Source organism: Pseudomonas sp. PSKL.D1, from assembly GCF_028898945.1.
Taxonomy (GTDB): domain Bacteria; phylum Pseudomonadota; class Gammaproteobacteria; order Pseudomonadales; family Pseudomonadaceae; genus Aquipseudomonas.
This window is the reverse complement of sequence record NZ_CP118607.1, coordinates 5,173,259-5,194,429: the sequence shown is the minus strand read 5'-3', so window position 1 is coordinate 5,194,429 and position 21,171 is coordinate 5,173,259. Positions and strand designations below refer to the sequence as shown.

The following is a 21,171-nucleotide window of genomic DNA, read 5'->3' as shown; positions in this document are numbered from 1 at the left end:
GCTCGACCACCGGCTTTTCATGCCGCCGGACAAAGCAGGCATAATACCGCGCCTTCTACACTCAAGCGCATTTTCAGCGATTGTCGGACGCCCTTTTGAACCAGCCTCACGCCCCCACTGTTTCGCTCCGCCCCTCGGCCTGCCCGGGGTTGTGGCGTATCGTCAGTGCCCGCGATGGCGGCATCTGCCGCATCAAGCTGCCCGGTGGCCTGTTGCTGGCCGACCAGGCGGATGCGGTGGCCGACGCCGCCGAGCGTTTTGCCACGGGCGTGATCGAGGCGACCAACCGCGGTAACTTGCAGATTCGGGGCATCGGAAGCGACCACACAGGTTTGATCGACACCCTGCTGGCAGCCGGCCTCGGCTCTCGGGATGCGGCAAGCGACGATGTGCGCAACCTGATGCTCAGCCCGCTGGCCGGGCATGATCCTGCCATGCTGCTGGATGTGCGGCCGCTGGCCGAGCACATTCTGCAAACCCTTCAAGGCACACAGCGGTTTCACCAACTGTCGGCCAAGTTCGCGGTGCAACTGGACGGCGGTGAAGGCGTGGCGATGCTTGAGCACCCCCACGATCTTTGGCTTTCGGCGATGCGCCTGGAGCAACGTACCTGGCTGGCATTCGGCCTGGCCGGGTGCCCGGCAGATGGCCGGGTAGCGGGGGCGGTGCCGGTCGAGAACGGGCTGGAACTGGTACGTGCCGTGCTGGAGCGCTTCCTTGACCTGGCCACCCCCGAGCAGTCGCGCATGCGCCAGTTGCTCGAAACCTGCCCGGCCGAGCGCTTCATCGACGGCCTTGGCTTGAGCATTCGCCGCGATGCCGCCGTCCTTGACTGGCGTCGTGAGGCGTTGATGAGCCGGTGGCTGGGTGTGCTGGCGCAGCATCAAGGCACTGCTTTGGGTGTTGCGCCCCCCCTTGGCAGGCTTACCCCCGCCATGCTGCGCGCCGCTGCGCAGGTTGCCCGCCAATGGGGCGACGCCAGCCTGCGTATGAGCCCATGGCAAAGCCTGGTGCTGACCAACATCGACCCTGCGGGCATTGAGCCTGCCCGGCAAGCATTATCAGTTGCCGGCCTGCTTCAGGACGGTCATCCACTGGCGCGCCTCGTCGCTTGCACCGGCAGCAGTGGCTGCGCCAAGGCCCACGGCGAGACAAAGGCCGACGCTGCAACCTTGGCAACCCTGTTGCCCCCGGGTGCTCCAGCCAGCGTGCACCTGTCCGGGTGCCACCGATCCTGCGCCGTGGCTCATGTCGCCCCGGCTACCTTGCTGGCCCGCTCGCCGGGCCGCTACGACCTCTATTTGCGTGACGCGCGCTTGCCGGGCCTGGGTGCCCTGCGCGCCACCCACCTTACCTTGAACGAGGCAGGCGCCATGCTCGCCCTGCCCACGGAGCACCTTGATGATTGACTACATCCGCGATGGTCAGGAGATCTATCGCAATTCCTTTCGGATCATCCGTGAGGAAGCCCGGCTTGAGCGGATTCCCGCCGACCTGGAAAAGCTAGCCGTACGGGTGATCCACGCCTGCGGCATGGTCGAGGCCATCGATGGCCTGCAGTTTTCCGAAGGGGCAGGCCGCGCCGGGCGTGAAGCCTTGGCCAATGGCGCGCCAATTCTGTGCGATGCGCACATGGTCGCCGAGGGCATTACCCGCGCCCGCCTGCCAGCCGACAATCAGGTGATCTGTACCCTGCGTGACCCAAGTGTTCCAGGCCTGGCCAAGGAAGCTGGCAATACGCGCTCGGCCGTGGCACTTGAACTGTGGCGGCCGCACCTTGAGGGCAGTGTGGTGGTCATCGGCAATGCACCGACGGCGCTGTTTTACCTGCTCGAAATGCTCGACGCCGGTGCGCCGAAACCTGCGTTGATTCTCGGCTTCCCGGTCGGTTTCGTGGGCGCTGCCGAATCCAAGGCAATGCTGGCCGCCGATAGCCGTGGTGTGCCGTTTGTGATCATGCAGGGCCGATTGGGGGGCAGCGCCATGGCTGCTGCTGCCGTCAACGCCCTGGCCACGGAGGTGGAATGATGGCGCCGCGTGGACGTCTGCTAGGCCTGGGCGTAGGGCCAGGCGACCCTGAGTTGATCACCCTCAAGGCATTGCGCCTGCTGCGCGAGGCTCCAGTGGTCGCTTACTTTGTAGCCAAGGGCAAGCGGGGCAATGCTTTCGGGATCATTGAGGCACACTTGCAGGCAGAGCAGATTTTGCTGCCGCTGGTGTACCCGGTGACCACCGAAGTGCTGCCAGCTCCGCTGTCGTACGAGCAAGTGATCAGCGACTTCTACGATGAAGCCAGCGTGCAGGTTGCCGAGCACCTGAACGCCGGCCGCGATGTGGCAGTGATCTGCGAAGGTGACCCGTTCTTCTACGGCTCCTACATGTACCTGCATGACCGGCTGGCGCAAAACCATGAGGCCGAAGTGATCCCGGGCGTCTGCTCGATGCTCGGTGGTGCGTCAGTACTGGGTGCACCGCTGGTCTACCGCAACCAGAGCCTGTCGGTGCTCTCGGGCGTCTTGCCTGCCGAAGACCTCAAGCGCCGCCTGGCTGATGCCGATGCCGCCGTGATCATGAAACTGGGCCGTAATTTCCCCAAGGTCCGTGATGTGCTTGGCGAGCTGGGGCTGGCGCAGCGCGCGCTTTACGTGGAGCGCGCAACGATGGCCAACCAGAAGATCGTGCCACTGGAGGAGGTTGACCCGCAGTCCTCCCCGTATTTTTCGCTGATCATCGTGCCGGGTGAAAAATGGCAGGGGTGAGCATGCAGAAAGCACCGGCAATCGTGCTGTTGGGCGCAGGCAGCCTGGCAACGGCGCAGCGTATCCAACAGCGTTATCCACAGGCGGCCCTATACGGCCTGAGTGGTCGGGTCGAAGGCGCTGACCATTACTATCAGGCTTTCGGCGATACGTTGCGTGCACTCTATCAGCAGGGTGCTCCGATCATTGCCTTGTGCGCGGCAGGCATCGTCATCCGTAGCCTGGCTTGCCTGCTCGGCGACAAGGGCGAAGAGCCGCCGGTGCTTGCAGTGGCCGAGGATGGCAGCGCGGTTGTGCCGTTGCTGGGCGGGCTCAGTGGTGTCAACGTCATGGCCCGTGAAATCGGTGAAGCGCTGGGCGTGGCCGCAGCCATCACCACCAGCGGCGAGTTGCGCTTCGGCACTTGCCTGCTGAACCCTCCGCAGGGCTATGCATTGGCAGACCTGGAGCAGGGCAAACGTTTCGTCTCCGACCTGCTGGCGGGTGAGTCGGTGCGTGTCGAGGGTGAAGCCCCTTGGCTCGAAGGTGCCTGCCTGCCAGCCAGCGAAGTGGCGCAGCGCACCATTCATGTCAGCAGCGAAGCACGCCTGCCGCATCGGGACGAATTGCTGATCCACCCGCGCTCGGTGGTGGTTGCAGTTGACGCAGGCGGTACTGGCTTGGCTGAGCAGGTGCGAAGCGCTTTGCGTGAGGCGAACATTGCCCAGGCATCCCTGGCCAGCCTGTTGGCCAGTGAAGCGAACATGGCTGAGTCGGCGCTGCACGGGGCTGCAGCCGAACTCGGGGTGGCGTTGCGCTTTGCCGCCGAGAGCGAGACTTTGGCGAGTATGGTCTCGCAGGTGTTGCCAAACGCCCGGCTGATCGAACAGGGAAGCGTGGTGGTCGCCGTGGCTTCTTCGCCTGTTGACGTTGAGCGAGTTGGCCGGCGTCGGGGTCGCCTTGCAGTCATCGGCCTTGGACCCGGAGCTGCCGAATTGATGGTGCCGGCGGTCAAGGCCGAATTGGCACGCGCTGAGGACGTGCTGGGTTACGAAACCTACGTGCGAATGGCTGGCCCGTTTAGGGACGATCAGGTGCTGCACTGCACCGACAACCGTGAAGAGATGCAGCGAGCCCGGCATGCGTTCGAGCTGGCAGCCCAAGGCCGTTCGGTGGTCGTAGTGTCTTCGGGCGACCCGGGCGTCTTTGCCATGGCCGCCGCCGTGCTTGAAGCGTTGCATGAATCAACGGACCCGGCTTGGCATCGGGTTGATCTGGAGATACTGCCGGGGGTTTCCGCTTCGCTTGCCACAGCAGCGCAAGCGGGTGCGCCGTTGGGGCACGATTTCTGCGTCATTTCGCTGTCGGACAACCTCAAACCGTGGTCAATCATTGAGAAACGCCTGGACCTGGCCTCCCAGGCGGACTTGGTGTTGGCATTCTACAACCCGATCTCCAAAGCCAGGCCCAACCAGTTGGGGGTGGCGCTTGAGGTAGTGCGCCGACACCGCGACGGGCATACCCCGGTAGTCCTTGGCCGAGACATTGGTAGGCCGGGGCAGACGCTGCGTGTCATCGAACTGGCCGAACTGGTGCCGGAAATGGTCGATATGCGCACCATGGTGCTGGTGGGCTCATCGACTACCTGCACCTTCGAGCGCCCAGACGGCAAGCGTTGGGTATATACACCTCGCTGGTATGGCAGCAAACCCTGACACAGGTAGTAAACCCTGTGTCAAAGGAAGCATTTCGCTCAAGGATGAGCGGGTTACTTCTCGTAGGTTGATTAGGCGCAGGGGGCAATACGCCTGCCTAAATCTACCAAGGAGTTTGTAATGACCGACGCCAATCACCACATCGAAGTGCTCGAAGACAAGAATGTGTTCTTGTTTCAGGATCACATGAGCGAGGCGAGCAAAAACGCGGCAAAAGAGTGCCATGTTTTTGCTAACCAGGCGGCAACTGCTGAGTACCATCCGAAGAAGCAGACTGCCGAGTGGTTCGACATGTACATCCAGGTCATGCAGCAGTGCGGCTGGTTGCCCATCAATTACGAACTGTCCCAGATTTCTGACAGCAACATGAAGCTTGACCTGAGCAATCTTGTCGGTAAAGGGCTGCAAGCTGCAATTGGCTTCATTTCCGGGAATGGTGCCGCAGGCGCGCTGGATTTGGGCAAGTCGATCATTTCGACGCTCGCGAACAGCGAGGAAGCCGTCGAAATTCTGAACCGTAAAAGCCACGAAGAAGATAGAACCGGGCTCTCGCTCGCCAAGTGCGACGAGTCTGCTTCGGGCGAAGTGGTCATGCTGCTGAGTGCAATTCAGACCGATGCCGAACCTGATAAAGATGCGAACTATCTGCTGTTCAAGTGGAGCAGCAGTGGTACCAGCAACTATACGGGCTCGGCGGCGCTTTCCTTGCATCGTAGCCTGTATGAAGCGAATCGCGATGTCCTGATCAGCCGTGTTCACGGTAATGCCCGTGCAACGCTGCTGTCGCTGAAACTCAAGCGCTGATATGCCGCACCGGTGCTCCAGCGCCGGTGCTTCTGACCCAGGAGGCCCCATGTCGCAGGATTTCAAGCTTTGGCTCAACGGCAACAGTCTGGTGCTGGCATCGGCAGCGTTGAGTGACCATCAGGTTAAAGACCTTTTGAACGTACAGTTGTGCGCTTACCTCGATACCAAAAACAACGTATCCGCGCCAGGTGATATCAGCGATTGGTACAGGCATTACCATGCCACCCAGGCTTCACTTGGGTGCGTAAGTACCGTCTCGGATAGCCATACGGCATCAACGCTGAAAAACGAACCGGCGCTGGACGTGTTCGATACTTTGCACCGCAACTTGTCCAGGCAATTGGCCAGAAAGTGGCATCCCAAGGTAGACACCTGTCTGAACGCATTCGTTGCGCTGGAGGGGCGCCCTGCACAACAGGCTTTATGGGCGGAATGCATTAACGCCATGGGCTGCTCGAGCGGCGCCCGGATAACGCTGGAATGCCGGGTGCTCTTACCCGATGCGCTGATTGTCAGCAGTGAGCTTTCATTTTGCAGCTCCGAGCCAGTGGTGCATTCAGCGCCAAGGCGGTGCTTTGAAAACACCTATGTACGGGATGTGAGTACGTACTCGGGTACTTATATGGTGCAAGAAAGTGTGCTGCGCGAAATCAGCCCGCTGTTGGAGGAGCGGTTAGAGGATCTGCGTGATCAGTACATCTGCCCCATTTTACTTCCGGGTATCACTCACGTTGGAAACCGAGGGTAAATTTCCCGTATCACTGCTTAACGATGTGTCGTAATTAAGCCACACAAGTCAAAGTGCCAGGTAACCCTTGATCCCGGTGAAGATGATCTGCGCCGCCAGGGCGCAGACGAACAGCCCCATCAGGCGGCTGACGATCTGCAGGCCCTGGTCGCCAAGCAGCCGCTCTATACCGTGCGAAAGGTACAGCACCAGGCCCACGGTAAAACTGGCAAGCGCGATGCTGATGATGGCCAGCAGTTTATCGTCCCAATGCGGCTGGCCAACCCCCATTACCAGCAGGGCACCGATGGTGCCCGGGCCTACCGTCAGCGGGATGGTCAAGGGCACGATGGTTACATCCTGCTGCACATTGTCCGCCTGTACGGCTGGCTTGCCTTGGGCCATGCCCAAGGCCGAAATGAACAACACGCTGCCGGCACCAATGCGGAAGGCATCGGCCGTGATGCCGAAAACGCCAAAAATCACCCTGCCAAACAGATACAGCAACACACTGGCGACCAGCACGGCGAATGCCACCTTCCAGGCCAGGTGCTTGCGCTCTTTGCTGGAGTGGCCACGGGTAAGGCTGATGAAGCAGGACAGCACGAAAAACGGGCTGTAGAGCACAAGCATCTTGAGGTAGACGCTGAATAACTCATGGAGCATGGGAAGTGTTCCTGGCGGGGCCGATGCAGCCACTATAGATCAGGAGGTTTGCAGGGGGTCATCCGCCTTGGCTTCTCTGTGACAAGCCCAGTATTGAATGAGCTCTCGCAGTTGCGACAGCTCCACAGGCTTGGCCATATGGCCATCCATGCCAGACAACCGTGCGCGCTCCTTGTGTTCGGCAAGAATGTGCGCTGTCAACGCCACTACCGGGGTGCGCTGGCGCTGATTGGCGACTTCCCATGCGCGCAGTTGCTGGGTTGCGGAGAAGCCATCGAGTATCGGCATTTCGCAGTCCATCAGCACCAGGTCATAGCGCTGGGCTTTCATGGCTTGCAGGGCTTCTTCGCCGTTGCTGGCAGTGTCTGGTTCAAGGTTGAGCTTGCCCAGCATGCCGCGGATTACCTTGGTGGAAATGGTGTTGTCTTCGGCGACCAATACGCGGAAGTCGCCGGGGAGTTCCAGCGAGGGTTGCGAACTCGGCACTGATACGGGCAACGTCTGCTCACGGCCGCGTTGGGCCAGCTCCTCGGCCAGTGTGGTTTTGAGGGTATACCCGGCCACCGGTTTTGCCAGAATACGCTTGACCCCTGCATTGCGGGCGATGACCTTGCTCGGTGCGTTGCTGATACCTGTGAGCATCACCACCAGGATGTCGTGATTGAGGCTTGGGTCTTCCTTGATTTTGGCGGCCAGTTGCATACCGGTCATGCCAGGCATGTTCTGGTCCAGCAGCACGGCGTCGAAGTAGTCGCGCAGGTGCGCTTTGGTGCGCAATAAAGCCAATGCTTCCTTGCCTGAGGGCACTGCACTCACGTTCATGCCCCAGGCGCTGCATTGTTGCACCAGTACTTTGCGGCAGGTGTCGTTGTCGTCCACGACCAGCACGCGGGCATCGCGCAGGGGACCGTCGGGGTCAGCAGGCGGCTGTTCAAGGCGCGCAGGGTCCAGGGGCAGGGTCAGCCACAAAGTATTGCCCATGCTGGTGCTGCTCTTGATGCCGAACTCGCCCTGCATCAACCCGATCAATTGTTTGGCAATGACCAGGCCCAAATGGCCGCCAAGCTTGTTACTGGAGAGGAACTGGTGGCTGTGCAACTCGGCCTGCAGCAGCGCTTCGCGCTCGGCGGCGGGCAGTGGTTCACCGCTGTCCTGAACGGCGATACGCAGGCGCGGCACCTCACCGCGCTGGTCCAGCGCAACTACCAGCAGGATTTCACCCTGCTCGGTGTTTTTCAGGGCGTTTTCAAGCAGGCTCGACAATGCCTGGCGCAGCCGAGTGGGGTCGCCACTGATCACTCTGGGCACTTGCGGCTGGGTGAAACTGATTAGTTCGATGTTCTGCTGTTCGGCCTTGGCGCGGAAAATGTTCAGGCAATCCTCGATCAGGGCGTTGAGGTCGAACTGCACATCGTCCAGTTCGATCTGCCGTGATTCCAGCTTGGAAATGTCGAGAATTTCGTTGATCAGCGTGAGCAGTTCGTTACCGGCGCTGTGGATGGTTTGTACGTAGTCACGCTGCTTGACTGACAGCGGCGTGCCAAGCAGCAGCTCGGTCATGCCCAATACGCCATTCATGGGGGTGCGGATTTCGTGGCTGATCTTGGCCAGGAACTCGGCTTTGGCATTGATTTCAGCGTCGCTGGCAGCGAGGGCGCGGCTGGCGCTGAAGCGCTCCTCGCTCATCCTTCGCAAGCGTTCACTGACGGCCAGGTTCAGCAGCAGGCCACTGACCGCGGTCAACCCCAGCAAAATACACAGCAGCCACGGCGTGGAGGTGCGGGTCAGGCCCAGCAGGGCCGGTAGCAGCACCAAGCCTCCCAGGTTGAATACCACCATGGCAAGGCTGAACAGCCGGGCGGGCGCATAGCCTTTGTACCAGTGATAGCTGCTGACCAGCAGCATGGTCACGCTGCCCAGAGCAAGCAGGGCATAAGTCATCAGGTTGAGCGGCAGTGTGTCGACGAACAGCAGGATCAATCCGCTGACCGCGGTGATCAACAGTTCCGCCTGCAGAAGGCGGTTGAGTTGTGCCGAGTTGCAGGGCGAGAAGAAATGCTGAGTGAAAAACAGGCCTGCCATGCCCGCCAGCACCAGTGTCAGGTAGGCAGCCGGGGTTTGTGCACTGTGCCACAGGTGCCACCAAGGGCCGCTGAGGTTGAGCAGAATTAGCCCGCTGAGCAGCATGAGGCCGTGGTAAAGGGCAAGAATCAGCGTGGTGCTGGAACGTGTATAGAAGAAGCGGATCAGGTTGTGCAGGATCAGCATCACCAAACTGCCGAAAAGCATGCCGAACAGCAAAGTCTGGCTCTGATCGGAGGCCGCAACCGCTGCCGGTTCAAGGCTGACGGCAGGGCGCAATTGGTGCTCTGACACCAGACGCAGGTAAATATCCAGCGTTTGCTGGCTGTTGGGCAGTGGCAATACATGGTCGCTGCCGCGCAGCGTGGGGCTGGCGTTGCCGGCCTGACGCCCGTGGTGCAGCTGGCGCAGCAGGCGGTCACCGTCCAGGGCATACAGGTCGAGGCGGGAAAGGTCGGGGGCAAAAACCCTAAGCAGTTGCTCCTGCTCACCTGGTGCCAGGCGATAGTGCAACCATAAGGCCTGCTCGGCGGGCGCGGCATCAAGGTCGGCGAGAATAATCGGGCTGAACTGACTGCGATAGCGATCGGAGCGAACATCGCTCAGCTGCAGGTTGGCCTGCTCATCGAGCAGCACGGACCAACCTCCGCCCTGGTCAGCCGAAGCCGGTAGAAGGCAGAGCAGGGTCAGCAAGCTGACGATCAGAGTTGTGGCAATCCGAAGCCGACGCACTACGAGATCCCTTCCTAGCTGAAATGCCGTGTAATTACTATGCGCGGCGCGCCAAGTCGAAGGCAAGGCCCCAGTAGAACCCTGTCGACGAGCCGAATGCCGCAGGCCCAAGGCGCTGCGGCAGTTCGGTACAACTTACTGCTGGTGCTCACCGCGCTCGCGGGCGATGGCCCGGTAGCCGATGTCGGTACGGTAGAAGCTGCCGCTCCAGCTGACTTCCTTGGCCAGACGGTACGCTTGCTGCTGGGCGTCGGCTACGGTGCTGCCCATGGCGGTGGCGCAGAGTACACGACCGCCCTGAGTCACGACCTGGCCATCTTTGAGCGAAGTGCCAGCGTGGAAGACTTTGCCTTCGATCGCGGCGGCTGCTTCCAGGCCATTGATCACGTCGCCTTTGGCATAGTCACCCGGGTAACCACCGGCAGCCAGCACAATACCCAGGCTCGGGCGCGGGTCCCATTGGGCCTCGACCTTGTCCAGTGCCTTGGCGAATGCGGCTTCAACCAGCAGTACCAGGCTCGACTCCAGGCGCAGCATGACTGGCTGGGTTTCCGGGTCGCCGAAGCGGCAGTTGAACTCGATGACCTTGGGGTTGCCCGCCTTGTCGATCATCAGGCCTGCGTACAGGAAGCCCGTGTAGACGTTGCCTTCCTTGGCCATGCCGCGTACGGTCGGCCAGATCACCTGGTCCATCACGCGCTGGTGCACTTCGGCGGTAACTACCGGGGCAGGGGAGTAGGCACCCATGCCGCCGGTGTTCGGGCCGGTGTCCTGGTCGCCGACGCGCTTGTGGTCCTGGCTGGTGGCCATGGGCAGCACGTTATGGCCGTCGACCATGACGATGAAGCTGGCTTCTTCGCCGTCCAGGAACTCTTCGATCACAACGCGCGAACCCGCATCGCCAAAGGCGTTGCCGGCCAACATGTCACGCACGGCGTCTTCAGCTTCTTGCAGGGTCATGGCAACGATCACGCCTTTACCTGCAGCCAGGCCGTCGGCCTTGATCACGATCGGAGCGCCTTTTTCCTTAAGGTAGGCCAGGGCAGGCTCGATCTCGGTGAAGTTCTGGTAGTCGGCGGTCGGGATCTTGTGGCGGGCCAGGAAGTCCTTGGTGAAGGCTTTGGAACCTTCCAGCTGGGCGGCGCCGGCGGTTGGGCCGAAACAATCCAGGCCACGGCTGCGGAACAGGTCGACCACACCTTTGACCAGCGGCGCTTCCGGGCCGACGATGGTCATTTGTACGTTCTTCTCGGCGAAATCGGCCAGTTGCTCCAGGGCCAGCACGTCGATGGCAACGTTCTCGCACTTGGCTTCAGTGGCGGTGCCAGCGTTGCCCGGGGCAACGAAGACTTTTTCGACGCGTGGGTCCTGGGCGACTTTCCAGGCCAGGGCGTGCTCACGGCCGCCGCTGCCGATGATCAAAACTTTCATGTCAAAACCTCGAAGATCTTTCGAACGGGAGGCAAGGCCTTCCGTACTGTATTCGCTGTACGAGGTCGCAATGAAGCAGGTAGATGCAAGGCGGGGCCGGTTCCGATGAGCGGAGTTGCCTTCTGGCAATGAGCATCAGCGGAACCGGCCCCAACGCAGCAGATGCCTGCTTCAGTGCGGCCGATTGCCGTAATCAGTGGCGGAAGTGGCGCATACCGGTGAACACCATGGCAATGCCGGCTTCATCAGCAGCGGCAATCACCTCGGCATCACGCATCGAGCCACCCGGCTGGATCACGGCGCTGATACCCACTTTAGCCGCATTGTCGATGCCGTCACGGAACGGGAAGAACGCATCCGATGCCATGACCGCACCTTGAACCTGCAGGCCGGCATGTTCGGCCTTGATGGCAGCAATGCGTGCCGAGTTGACGCGGCTCATCTGGCCAGCGCCCACGCCGATGGTCTGGCGCTGCTTGGCGTAGACAATGGCGTTGGACTTGACGAACTTGGCCACTTTCCAGGCGAACACCAGGTCGTGGACTTCTTGCTCGGTTGGCGCACGCTTGGTAACGATTTTCAGGTCATCGGCAGTGATCATGCCGATATCGCGGCTCTGCACCAGCAGGCCACCGTTGACGCGCTTGAAGTCCCAACCGGCGGCACGCTCAGCTGGCCATTCGCCGCATTCCAGCAGGCGAACGTTCTGCTTGGCAGCAACCACTTCACGGGCAGCCTGGGAGATTTTCGGGGCAATGATCACTTCGACGAACTGGCGCTCGACGATGGCCTTGGCGGTTTCGCCGTCCAGCTCGCGGTTGAACGCGATGATGCCGCCGAATGCCGACTCGGTGTCGGTGGCGTAAGCCAGGTCGTAGGCCTTGCGGATGCCGCCTTCTTCTTCAGGCACCACGGCCACGCCGCACGGGTTGGCGTGCTTGACGATGACGCAGGCAGGCTTGACGAAGCTCTTCACGCACTCCAGCGCGGCGTCGGTGTCGGCCACGTTGTTGAACGACAGCTCTTTGCCCTGCAACTGGACGGCGGTAGAGATGCTGGCTTCGCCTTTTTTGGCTTCGACGTAGAACGCGGCGCTCTGGTGCGGGTTCTCGCCGTAGCGCATTTCCTGGGCTTTGACGAACTGGCTGTTGAAGGTGCGCGGGAACTCGCTGCGGCCTTCGGTGTTCAGGGTCTCGACCGCTTGGTTGATGGTGCCCATGTAGTTGGCGATCATGCCGTCGTAGGCGGCAGTGTGCTCAAACGCCTTGAGCATCAGGTCGAAGCGCTGGGCGTAGGTCAGGCCGCCGGCCTTCAGGCCTTCCAGAACGCTGGCGTAGTCGCTGGCATTGACCACGATGGCCACGTCTTTGTGGTTTTTGGCTGCCGAGCGAACCATGGTCGGGCCGCCGATGTCGATGTTCTCGATGGCAGTCGGCAGGTCGCAGCCTGGCTTGGAAATGGTGGCTTCGAACGGGTACAGGTTGACCGCGACCAGGTCGATCGGCTTGATGCCGTGCTCGCTCATGATGGCGTCATCGGTGCCGCGACGGCCCAGAATGCCACCGTGGATTTTCGGGTGCAGGGTCTTGACCCGGCCATCCATCATTTCGGCGAAGCCGGTGTAGTCGGCTACTTCCACCGCGTTCACGCCGTTGTCCTTGAGCAGCTTGTAGGTGCCGCCGGTGGACAGGATCTCGACACCGAGCTGTTGCAGCTCACGGGCGAATTCGAGGATACCGGTCTTGTCGGAGACGCTGATCAGGGCGCGGCGGACTGGCAGGCGGGTAGTCTGGTCGGTCATTTCGGATTCCAATAACGCGGTGGAGTCAGCAAAAAAGGCGCCTCCGTCTGGGAGCCGCCTTTTCTGATTGGGATTCTGGCTTTACAACAAGTCGTACTGCTTGAGCTTCTTGCGCAGGGTGCCTCGGTTAAGTCCGAGCATCTCGCTGGCCTTGGTCTGGTTGCCCTTCACGTAGTTCATCACGCTTTCGAGCAGGGGCGCCTCGACTTCGGAGAGCACCAGGTTGTACACGTCCGTGACGGTAGCGCCTTCCAGGTGTGCGAAGTAATTGTGCAGCGCCTTTTCGACGCTGTCACGAAGGGTCTGACCCTCTTCGCTCGGCGTGTTGAGGTGCTGTTTGAGGTTGGCGTTGTCGCTCACGGGCGTTGTTCCACTCACTAATGTCTCGGTCATCATCGTCATGCGGCCACCCCTTGTCCGTCCTCTGTCTCAAGGCTCTGTCGACGCTCGTTGAAATACGCACGAACGTTGGCGCACTGCGCTTGTGTGTCTTCCAAAGCGTTGAACCGGGAGCGAAACTCCTTGCCGCCGGGTCGTGTCGCCAGGTACCAGCCAACGTGCTTGCGGGCAATACGTACGCCCATCACATCGCCATAGAAGGCGTGCAGCGCGGCCAGGTGCTCCAGCAGGATACGTTCCACTTCGTCCAGCTGCGGGGCCGGCAAATGCTGGCCGGTCCCCAGGTAATGCTCGATCTCGCGAAAGATCCATGGCCGCCCTTGGGCAGCCCGGCCAATCAGCAGACCGTCGACCCCGGTGGCATCCAGCACCGCCCGGGCCTTTTCTGGCGATGTGATATCGCCGTTGGCAAAAACCGGAATGGACACCGCCTGCTTGATGGCAGCGATGGTGTCGTACTCGGCTTCGCCGGTGTACAGGTCGGCGCGTGTGCGGCCATGCACCGCCAGCGCCTGGATGCCGGCCTGTTCGGCAATTTTTGCCACGTTCAGGCCGTTTTTGTTCGCCCGGTCCCAGCCCGTGCGGATTTTCAGGGTCACCGGGACATCCACCGCACCGACCACGGCGTGGAGGATCTCGCTGACCAATGCTTCATCTCTCAATAAAGCAGAGCCTGCTGCTTTGTTGCAGACTTTTTTTGCCGGGCAGCCCATGTTGATATCAATGATCTGGGCTCCCGCTTCTACATTGGCCCGGGCCGCTGCCGCCATCATCTGCGCATCACCCCCGGCGATCTGTACCGAGCGCGGCTCGGGATCACCTTCATGGATGCGGCGCAAGCTGGATTTGCGGCTGTTCCACAGGCTCATGTCGCTGCTGACCATTTCCGACACCACCATGCCTGCGCCCAGGCGCTTGCAAAGTGTACGGAAAGGCTGGTCTGTGACCCCGGCCATGGGCGCGAGGATCAGGTTGTTGCGTAACGTGTATGGGCCGATGCGTACCGCCGACATAGGTGTTCCCTGTTGTGGGGCCGAATCATTGGAGTCGAAAAAGGGTTGGCATGATACCCGCTCTCGGTGACCGGATAAAGATGGATTTGGATAAAATCTGAACAGCTGCGGCCTTATGCCCGAGTGTTTGCGACAGCAGGCTGGCGCCGTGAATCCGGCAGCCAGCCTTGCCGATTACTCAGGTGAACGGAAGCTGAGGCTGTAGTTCACGGCCTTGGGGCCCGGGTCGAGGATATCCAGGGCAATGTGGATGGGGGTTTGGCTGGGCATTTCACCGCGCCCGGCCAGCTCGCCTGAAAGGTACTCGCTGGGTTTGAAGCGACGGCTGGCAATCAATTGGCCGTTCAAGTCGGCAAAACGCAGCTCCAGTAGCGGGAACGGCTGGGAGAAAGGGGCACGGTTGTAGATGATCGCGTCGACGATCAGTGCGCCTTTGAAGTCCGGGTGGCTGCGCACCACCAGGTTGCTGCTTTTAATGCGGCTGATGTCCACGCGGGTAGGCACTTCGCAGCCGAACACCGGGCACAACTGCTGGAAGATGGGGCGGTACTGGTCCTGGCGGGCCATTTCGTCGAAATGGAACCACACGTACTGGAACGCCAGCAGGCCGGCGGCCAGCAGGGTCAGGAAACCCCACAGCAGGCGTTTGCCCCAGTTGGGCCGCGGTTTTTCCCAGCCCAGTTGCAACGGGTCGTCGACCACGTCGACCAACGGCTCTTTGCGCGCCGGGCGCTCGGGTTTTGCTGCGAAACCGGGCTCTACGCGTTCGCCTGCAAGTGGCTCGATCGGGTCGTCGTCGCGGGCCGACAAGTGCATGTCTGTATCGTCATCATCGCGAGCGCTGAGGCCTTTTTCGTGAATGATGTCGTCATCTTCCGGCAGCGGCTCATCATGATGCTCTGCAATTTCGCGCGCCTTTGGCTCGTCGTCCAGATCCAGGTCCAGGCTTGATCCGAGCGTAGGCTCGGTGCGATCACCGGGGGCCTGCTCCAGTTCCAGTGGTTCCTGCTCCACCAGCACCGGGGCTGGCAGGTCGGGCTGGTGCGGTTCGTGATGGTCGTCCGTTGCCGTGCCGAAGGGTTCATCGCCGTGCTCATCGGCGGCAGGCTCGTCACGACGGGCCTGCAGGGCACCCGAAGTGCTGGCCGGGCCCGGCTCGGCGGGTTTGCCGCGGCGTTCGAGGCGGGCGAGTTCCTGATCCAGGTCGAGTTCGTCCAGGGCCTGAGCGGTGGCTGCCCAGTCAACGGGCTCCGCCGGTTCTGGCTCCGGGGGTGCAACAGGGGCGGCTACCGGGGTGGCTGGCGCTTCTGGTGCGGCGCTGGCGCGGTTCTGTTCAAGCAACTGCTTCGCCGCATTGAACACCTGCAGGCACTGGCCGCAGCGCACAACGCCGCGGGCCACGCTCAACTGGTGATGGGTGACGCGAAAGCTGGTCTGGCAATGCGGGCACTGGGTGACGAAACTGTCGGTCATGCGGCGATCCGGGAGCTGTGCAAAGAACTATTCTAGGCCCGCTTAACGGCGGCGACCACTGATGCGCACCCAGCCATCGCGTACGACGATCGGGTCCAGGTCGAAGTCGGCGGCGTAGGCGGCGGCCACTTCTTCGCCTTGTTCGGCAAGGATGCCCGACAGGGCCAGCAGGCCGCCGGGGCGCACCAGGCCGGACAACTGCGGCGCCAGCGAAACCAGCGGGCCTGCCAGGATGTTGGCGACCAGCACATCGGCCTGCATGGCCGGCATGTGCTCGGGCAGGAACAGGGCGAATTTTTCATCGGCGACACCATTGCGCTGGGCGTTGTCGCGCGACGCTTCCAGTGCCTGCACGTCGATGTCGGTACCCACGGCCTCACGGGCGCCCAACAGCAGCGCCGCGATAGCCAGAATGCCCGAACCACAACCGAAGTCCAGCACCTGTGTGCCTTTGAGCTGTTGGCCGTCGAGCCATTCCAGGCACAGGGCCGTGGTCGGGTGAGTGCCGGTGCCAAAGGCAAGGCCCGGGTCGAGCAGCAGGTTGACCGCGTCCTTTTCCGGCGCTTCATGCCAGCTTGGCACGATCCACAGGCGCTGGCCAAAGCGCATGGGCTGGAAGTTGTCCATCCAGCTGCGTTCCCAGTCCTGGTCCTCGATCACCTCGGCCTGGTGCTCGGGCAGTTCGGCGCCGGTCAGCAGACGCAGGTGGGCGAACACCTGCTCGGGGTCGGCATCGGCCTCGAACAGGGCCAACAGATGAGTGTGCGACCACAGTGGGGTGGTGTTGAGGTCGGGCTCGAAAATCGGTTGATCTTCAGCGTCCATGAACGTGACCGAAACGGCACCTACTTCAAGCAGGGCGTCTTCGTAGGTTTCGGCTTGTTCCGGGCTGATGGCCAGGCGTATTTGCAGCCAAGGCATGGCGGGCACCTTTGTAAATCGACAGGGGCAGCCCGAGGCTGCGCAAAGGCTGGCAGTTTACGCGAGTGCCGGGGGGGCTCGCCACGACAGATTTGGCGCCTGTGAGATCGAGCGCCGCCTGCGCGGCGCATCGCGGATAAATCCGCTCCTACATTTGCTGCAACGTGGCCATGGTTGCCTGCCTGGCGCTCGCCTGTAGGAGCGGATTCATCCGCGATGCGCCGCGCAGGCGGCGCTCGATCTCACAGGCGAGGCACCTCTACAGGCATGCCATAAAAAAACCCCGGCACAGGGCCGGGGTTTTCAGGCATCACACCTAAGCGATCACTCCTGGCTGGCCAGTTTGTGCTCGAGGTAGTGGATGTTGACGCCGCCTTTGCAGAAGCCTTCATCACGCACCAGGTCGCGGTGCAGCGGGATGTTGGTCTTGATACCGTCGACGACGATCTCGTCCAGGGCATTGCGCATGCGAGCCATGGCTTCGTCGCGGTCCTTGCCGTAGGTGATCAGCTTGCCGATCAGCGAGTCGTAGTTCGGCGGAACCGAGTAGCCGCTGTACAGGTGCGAGTCGACGCGAACGCCGTTGCCGCCTGGCGCGTGGAAGTGCTTCACCTTGCCTGGGCTCGGGATGAACTTCTTCGGGTCTTCGGCGTTGATACGGCATTCCAGCGAGTGACCGCGGATGACCACGTCTTCCTGGCGAATCGACAGCTTGTTGCCAGCGGCGATGCTCAGCATCTCCTTGACGATGTCGATACCGGTGACCATTTCCGACACCGGGTGCTCAACCTGTACGCGGGTGTTCATCTCGATGAAGTAGAAACGGCCGTTTTCGTACAGGAACTCGAAGGTGCCGGCACCACGGTAGCCAATTTCGACGCATGCATCGACGCAACGCTTGAAGACTTCCTGGCGGGCCTTCTCGTCGATGCCCGGTGCAGGTGCTTCTTCCAGTACCTTCTGGTGACGGCGCTGCAGCGAGCAGTCGCGGTCGCCCAGGTGGATGGCGTTGCCCTGGCCGTCGGACAGTACCTGCACTTCCACGTGACGTGGGTTGGTCAGGAACTTTTCCAGGTAGACCATCGGGTTGCCGAAGGCAGCACCGGCTTCGGTACGGGTGAGCTTGGCCGAGGCAATCAGGTCCTCTTCCTTGTGCACCACGCGCATGCCGCGACCACCGCCGCCACCGGCAGCCTTGATGATCACCGGGTAGCCGACGTCACGGGCAATGGCCAGTGCCACTTCTTCGTCTTCCGGCAGCGGGCCATCGGAGCCCGGTACGGTCGGTACACCGGTCTTGATCATCGCGTCCTTGGCCGAAACCTTGTCGCCCATCAGGCGAATGGTGTCGGCTTTCGGGCCGATGAAGGCGAAACCGGACTTTTCCACCTGCTCGGCGAAGTCGGCGTTTTCAGCCAGGAAACCATAGCCAGGGTGAATGGCGGTGGCACCGGTGACTTCAGCCGCGGCAATGATTGCCGGGATGTGCAGGTACGAATCTTTGGACGAAGCAGGACCAATGCAGACCGACTCGTCTGCCAGGCCCAGGTGCATCAGTTCGCGGTCGGCCGTGGAGTGCACGGCGACGGTCTTGATGCCCAGCTCTTTGCAGGCACGCAGGATCCGCAGGGCAATTTCCCCGCGGTTGGCGATCAGGACTTTTTCCAGCTTCCCAGACATCGTTGGCTCTCCGCGAATCAAACGATGGTGAACAGCGGCTGGTCGAACTCAACCGGCTGGCCGTCTTCCACCAGGATGGCGTCGATCACGCCGCCAATATCGGCTTCGATGTGGTTCATCATCTTCATGGCTTCGACGATGCACAGGGTGTCGCCTTTCTTCACGGACTGGCCAACTTCAGCGAAGTTCGGCGAGGTCGGCGAAGGCTTGCGATAGAAAGTGCCGACCATTGGCGAACGGACTACGGTGCCTTTCAGCGCAGGGGCAGCAGCTTCGGCGGCTGGCGCGGCGGCGGCAACCGGAGCAGCGACAGGTGCAGCAGCGGCAACCGGAGCCGGTGCGAAGTACTGCTGGGCAGCCGGGGTTTTGCTGTGGCGGCTGATACGGACCGACTCTTCGCCTTCCTTGATCTCCAGCTCGTCGATGCCAGACTCTTCCAGCAGCTCGATCAGTTTCTTGACTTTACGGATATCCATTAATCATCAACTCCCAAAGGTTCGGTCAGGGGGCGAAATTTAAAAACGTATCTAGAACGTTTCTCTCGAACCCCGGCCCACTGAGGCCAGGGTCTCTAATCATCAGGGCTGTGCGTTGGCAGCCAGGTGTTCCAGCGCGGAGTCCAGGGCGTGGCGATAACCACTGGCGCCCAGGCCGCAGATCACCCCTACGGCTACATCGGAGAAGTAGGAGTGGTGACGGAACGGTTCGCGTTTGTGCACGTTGGACAAATGCACTTCGATGAATGGGATGCTCACCGCAAGCAATGCGTCACGTAATGCGACGCTGGTGTGCGTGAAAGCAGCCGGATTGATCAGGATGAAGTCCACACCCTCGTTGCGTGCGGCGTGAATACGGTCGATCAGCTCATACTCGGCATTGCTCTGCAGGTACTGCAGATGGTGGCCAGCGGCGCGGGCGCGCTGCTCCAGGTCCTGGTTGATCTGAGCCAGGGTCACGGCGCCATAGTGGCCCGGTTCGCGTGTACCGAGCAGGTTCAGGTTGGGGCCGTGAAGCACCAGTAGGGTTGCCATCTGCGAGTTCCTTGGATTTGTAGGGCAATTCGACACAGCGCGGCGAGTGTGCCGCAAAGCGACGGCGAGTGTCCAGTTCCCGGCAATAGCCAGCACGTTGACCGAGGTTCGCGCAAAGTATGTGACCAGATGATTAAGTCTGGTCACTGAGGCGGAAAAATTACCGCCCGGAGAAGTTATAGACCGACTTTGCCGCGCACGCGCGTCAGATTATTCGCAAATTCGACGGCGTTTATCTCGCCAACCACCCGATCGGTAGTCAGTTCGCTGCCGTTCGTGGCAAAGAACAGCAGCGCAGGAGGGCCGAACAGCTGGTAGCGGTCGAGCAGGGTACGCTGTTCAGCGTTGCTGTCGGTGATGTCGAAACGCAACAATTTGAAACCACTCAGTTGAGGCTGCACCTGTGGTGCGTTGAGCACTTCGTGTTCGATCACCTTGCAGCTGATGCACCAGTCGGCGTACCAGTCGAGCAACACAGGCTGGCCAGCGGCCTTGGCCTCTGCCAGTGCGGCGTCCAGCGCGGCAGGCGTGGTGATGGTTTGCCAGGCGCTGGCTGGCGTGGCCGCAGCGCCGGTGGCGGCAGTGTTGTGCGCAGGCAGAGGGCGCAGCGGGTCACCTTGGCCGGACAAGGCACCGTACCAACACGCCAGGGCGTATACCAGAAGCGCGAGGCCGAGCAGTTGTGCCAGGCGCTGGCGTGGGGTTTTGACTACAAACTCCAGGGCGCCGAGGAACAATGCCACACCCGCTGCCAAAAAGCCGACCAGCAGCAAGGTCACCGGCCCCGGCAGCACACGGCTGAGCAGGCCGATCGCCAACCCCAGCAACAGCACGCCGATGGCATTCTTCACAGTGTTAAGCCACGGCCCGCTTTTGGGTAGCCAGGCGGCGCCACCGGTGGCTATCAGCAGTAACGGTGCGCCCATGCCCAAGCCCAGGGCGAACAGCTTGAGCGCTCCGCCCAAGGCATCGCCGCTGGCACTGATGTACAACAGGGCTCCGGCCAACGGCGCAGACACGCAGGGAGATACCAGCAAACTCGACAGCACGCCCAGCACCGCTGCACCTAGTAACGAGCCGCCTTTGGTGCGATTGGCGACACGGTCCAGGCGGTTGCTCAGCGCTCGTGGCAGCTTTAGTTCGAACAGGCCGAACATGGCCAGGGCAAACAATACGAAGAACAAGGCAAAGGGCACCAGCACCCAAGCCGATTGCAGGCGTGCCTGCAGGTTGAGCCCGGCACCAAACAGGCCCATCAGTGCCCCCAGCACGGCGAAGCTGGCCGCCATGGGTAGCACGTAGGCCATCGAAAGTGCCAGGCCGCGCAGGCCGCCGACCTGGCCGCGCAGCACCACGCCGGAAAGGATCGGCAGCATGGGCAGCACGCAGGGGGTGAAGGTCAGGCCGATACCGGCAAGAAAGAACAGCGCCAGAGATTTCCAGTTCCAGCCGTGCACTGTGCTGGCCGTTGTCACGACGCCATCACCCTCGACGCTCAGGCGCGCGGTTTCGGGTGGGTAGCACAGCCCTTTGTCGGCACAGCCTTGATAGCCCACCAGCAGGGTAAAGGCTCGGGTGTCGGTACGCGGTACCTCGATGTCGAGTACGCCGTGATACACCTCGACATCGCCGAAGAATTCGTCGTGTTTGGCTTCACCTTTGGGAATGTTGGGTGTGCCCAGCGCGATGTCAGCAGGTTCTGTCCGGAACTGGAAGCGGTGGCGGTACAGGTAATAGCCGTCGGTGGCGACGAAGCGCAGCTTGATGGTTTGCTCATCGGCGTGAACCAGGCTGAGTTTGAACGCTTCGTGTACCGGCAGGAAGTCGGCATTGTTGGCCAGGGGGGCTGCACCGAGAGTGGCGCTGGGGCGGTTGTCGAGCAGGCCCGTGGCGAAGGCCGGGCTGGCCAGCAACAGGAATAGCAGGAAAAACAGGCGGCGCATGGCGGACTCGCG

At 61.6% G+C, this 21,171-nt stretch carries 18 protein-coding genes; 6 read left to right on the top strand and 12 right to left on the bottom strand.

The features are described 5' to 3' along the window. The first annotated feature begins 80 nt into the window (after window positions 1–80). The 6 genes from cobG to PVV54_RS23200 all read left to right on the top strand — a co-directional run bounded on the left by cobG (window position 81) and on the right by PVV54_RS23200 (window position 6,008). Window positions 81–1,409 carry a precorrin-3B synthase gene (gene cobG / locus PVV54_RS23225; RefSeq protein ID WP_274907469.1) on the top strand — a complete coding sequence of 443 codons (1,329 nt, stop codon included), beginning with the start codon at window positions 81–83 and terminating at the stop codon, window positions 1,407–1,409. After that, window positions 1,402–2,028, top strand: coding sequence for a precorrin-8X methylmutase (locus PVV54_RS23220; RefSeq protein ID WP_274907468.1), 627 nt, complete (start codon window positions 1,402–1,404; stop codon window positions 2,026–2,028). The genes cobG and PVV54_RS23220 overlap by 8 nt, the downstream gene beginning before the upstream one ends. After that, on the top strand, window positions 2,028–2,759 hold the full coding sequence (locus PVV54_RS23215) for a precorrin-2 C(20)-methyltransferase (RefSeq protein ID WP_274910488.1): 732 nt from the start codon (window positions 2,028–2,030) through the stop codon (window positions 2,757–2,759). The genes PVV54_RS23220 and PVV54_RS23215 overlap by 1 nt, the downstream gene beginning before the upstream one ends. Further along, on the top strand, window positions 2,747–4,453 hold the full coding sequence (gene cobJ, locus PVV54_RS23210) for a precorrin-3B C(17)-methyltransferase (RefSeq protein ID WP_274907467.1): 1,707 nt from the start codon (window positions 2,747–2,749) through the stop codon (window positions 4,451–4,453). Before PVV54_RS23215 ends, cobJ begins: the two co-directional genes overlap by 13 nt. Before the next feature lie 120 nt (window positions 4,454–4,573). Further along, window positions 4,574–5,257, top strand: coding sequence for a hypothetical protein (locus PVV54_RS23205; protein ID WP_274907466.1), 684 nt, complete (start codon window positions 4,574–4,576; stop codon window positions 5,255–5,257). A 49-nt stretch (window positions 5,258–5,306) separates the two neighbouring features. Further along, on the top strand, window positions 5,307–6,008 hold the full coding sequence (locus PVV54_RS23200) for a hypothetical protein (protein WP_274907465.1): 702 nt from the start codon (window positions 5,307–5,309) through the stop codon (window positions 6,006–6,008). 48 nt (window positions 6,009–6,056) lie between these two features. Here PVV54_RS23200 and PVV54_RS23195 read toward each other — a convergent pair whose 3' ends face one another. The 12 genes from PVV54_RS23195 to PVV54_RS23140 all read right to left on the bottom strand — a co-directional run bounded on the left by PVV54_RS23195 (window position 6,057) and on the right by PVV54_RS23140 (window position 21,159). Beyond that, window positions 6,057–6,653: a MarC family protein gene (locus tag PVV54_RS23195; protein ID WP_274907464.1), complete on the bottom strand. Its 597-nt coding sequence runs from the start codon at window positions 6,651–6,653 to the stop codon at window positions 6,057–6,059. A gap of 39 nt (window positions 6,654–6,692) precedes the next feature. Continuing rightward, the gene (locus tag PVV54_RS23190) at window positions 6,693–9,467 is read right to left on the bottom strand and encodes a hybrid sensor histidine kinase/response regulator (RefSeq protein ID WP_274907463.1); all 2,775 of its coding nucleotides are present in this window, start codon (window positions 9,465–9,467) and stop codon (window positions 6,693–6,695) included. Between the two features lie 135 nt (window positions 9,468–9,602). Further along, complete coding sequence (purD, locus tag PVV54_RS23185; RefSeq protein WP_274907462.1) at window positions 9,603–10,898, bottom strand: phosphoribosylamine--glycine ligase; 1,296 nt, start codon at window positions 10,896–10,898, stop codon at window positions 9,603–9,605. A 193-nt stretch (window positions 10,899–11,091) separates the two neighbouring features. Then, window positions 11,092–12,699 carry a bifunctional phosphoribosylaminoimidazolecarboxamide formyltransferase/IMP cyclohydrolase gene (purH, locus tag PVV54_RS23180; protein WP_274907461.1) on the bottom strand — a complete coding sequence of 536 codons (1,608 nt, stop codon included), beginning with the start codon at window positions 12,697–12,699 and terminating at the stop codon, window positions 11,092–11,094. A gap of 81 nt (window positions 12,700–12,780) precedes the next feature. Next, window positions 12,781–13,101: a DNA-binding transcriptional regulator Fis gene (gene fis, locus PVV54_RS23175; protein WP_008093076.1), complete on the bottom strand. Its 321-nt coding sequence runs from the start codon at window positions 13,099–13,101 to the stop codon at window positions 12,781–12,783. Next, window positions 13,098–14,111: a tRNA dihydrouridine synthase DusB gene (gene dusB / locus PVV54_RS23170; protein ID WP_274907460.1), complete on the bottom strand. Its 1,014-nt coding sequence runs from the start codon at window positions 14,109–14,111 to the stop codon at window positions 13,098–13,100. Before dusB ends, fis begins: the two co-directional genes overlap by 4 nt. 174 nt (window positions 14,112–14,285) lie before the next feature. Beyond that, window positions 14,286–15,584, bottom strand: a complete 1,299-nt coding sequence (locus tag PVV54_RS23165) for a DUF3426 domain-containing protein (RefSeq protein WP_274907459.1) — start codon at window positions 15,582–15,584, stop codon at window positions 14,286–14,288. A 42-nt stretch (window positions 15,585–15,626) separates the two neighbouring features. Next, window positions 15,627–16,505: a 50S ribosomal protein L11 methyltransferase gene (gene prmA, locus PVV54_RS23160; protein ID WP_274907458.1), complete on the bottom strand. Its 879-nt coding sequence runs from the start codon at window positions 16,503–16,505 to the stop codon at window positions 15,627–15,629. 324 nt (window positions 16,506–16,829) lie between these two features. Continuing rightward, on the bottom strand, window positions 16,830–18,185 hold the full coding sequence (accC, locus tag PVV54_RS23155) for an acetyl-CoA carboxylase biotin carboxylase subunit (RefSeq protein ID WP_016395176.1): 1,356 nt from the start codon (window positions 18,183–18,185) through the stop codon (window positions 16,830–16,832). A 17-nt stretch (window positions 18,186–18,202) separates the two neighbouring features. Then, the gene (gene accB, locus PVV54_RS23150) at window positions 18,203–18,661 is read right to left on the bottom strand and encodes an acetyl-CoA carboxylase biotin carboxyl carrier protein (protein ID WP_274907457.1); all 459 of its coding nucleotides are present in this window, start codon (window positions 18,659–18,661) and stop codon (window positions 18,203–18,205) included. 102 nt (window positions 18,662–18,763) lie between these two features. Next, on the bottom strand, window positions 18,764–19,216 hold the full coding sequence (gene aroQ, locus PVV54_RS23145; RefSeq protein WP_274907456.1) for a type II 3-dehydroquinate dehydratase: 453 nt from the start codon (window positions 19,214–19,216) through the stop codon (window positions 18,764–18,766). A 176-nt stretch (window positions 19,217–19,392) separates the two neighbouring features. Further along, window positions 19,393–21,159: a protein-disulfide reductase DsbD gene (locus tag PVV54_RS23140; protein WP_274907455.1), complete on the bottom strand. Its 1,767-nt coding sequence runs from the start codon at window positions 21,157–21,159 to the stop codon at window positions 19,393–19,395. Window positions 21,160–21,171 lie beyond the last annotated feature (12 nt).

Coding starts and splice junctions, on each gene's coding strand:
- PVV54_RS23220 (WP_274907468.1), top strand. CDS start 1,402: ATGATTGACTACATCCGCGATGGTCAGGAGATCTATCGCAATTCCTTT.
- PVV54_RS23215 (WP_274910488.1), top strand. CDS start 2,028: ATGGCGCCGCGTGGACGTCTGCTAGGCCTGGGCGTAGGGCCAGGCGAC.
- cobJ (WP_274907467.1), top strand. CDS start 2,747: ATGGCAGGGGTGAGCATGCAGAAAGCACCGGCAATCGTGCTGTTGGGC.
- PVV54_RS23205 (WP_274907466.1), top strand. CDS start 4,574: ATGACCGACGCCAATCACCACATCGAAGTGCTCGAAGACAAGAATGTG.
- PVV54_RS23200 (WP_274907465.1), top strand. CDS start 5,307: ATGTCGCAGGATTTCAAGCTTTGGCTCAACGGCAACAGTCTGGTGCTG.
- PVV54_RS23195 (WP_274907464.1), bottom strand. CDS start 6,653: ATGCTCCATGAGTTATTCAGCGTCTACCTCAAGATGCTTGTGCTCTAC.
- purD (WP_274907462.1), bottom strand. CDS start 10,898: ATGAAAGTTTTGATCATCGGCAGCGGCGGCCGTGAGCACGCCCTGGCC.
- purH (WP_274907461.1), bottom strand. CDS start 12,699: ATGACCGACCAGACTACCCGCCTGCCAGTCCGCCGCGCCCTGATCAGC.
- fis (WP_008093076.1), bottom strand. CDS start 13,101: ATGACGATGATGACCGAGACATTAGTGAGTGGAACAACGCCCGTGAGC.
- dusB (WP_274907460.1), bottom strand. CDS start 14,111: ATGTCGGCGGTACGCATCGGCCCATACACGTTACGCAACAACCTGATC.
- PVV54_RS23165 (WP_274907459.1), bottom strand. CDS start 15,584: ATGACCGACAGTTTCGTCACCCAGTGCCCGCATTGCCAGACCAGCTTT.
- prmA (WP_274907458.1), bottom strand. CDS start 16,505: ATGCCTTGGCTGCAAATACGCCTGGCCATCAGCCCGGAACAAGCCGAA.
- accC (WP_016395176.1), bottom strand. CDS start 18,185: ATGTCTGGGAAGCTGGAAAAAGTCCTGATCGCCAACCGCGGGGAAATT.
- accB (WP_274907457.1), bottom strand. CDS start 18,661: ATGGATATCCGTAAAGTCAAGAAACTGATCGAGCTGCTGGAAGAGTCT.
- aroQ (WP_274907456.1), bottom strand. CDS start 19,216: ATGGCAACCCTACTGGTGCTTCACGGCCCCAACCTGAACCTGCTCGGT.
- PVV54_RS23140 (WP_274907455.1), bottom strand. CDS start 21,159: ATGCGCCGCCTGTTTTTCCTGCTATTCCTGTTGCTGGCCAGCCCGGCC.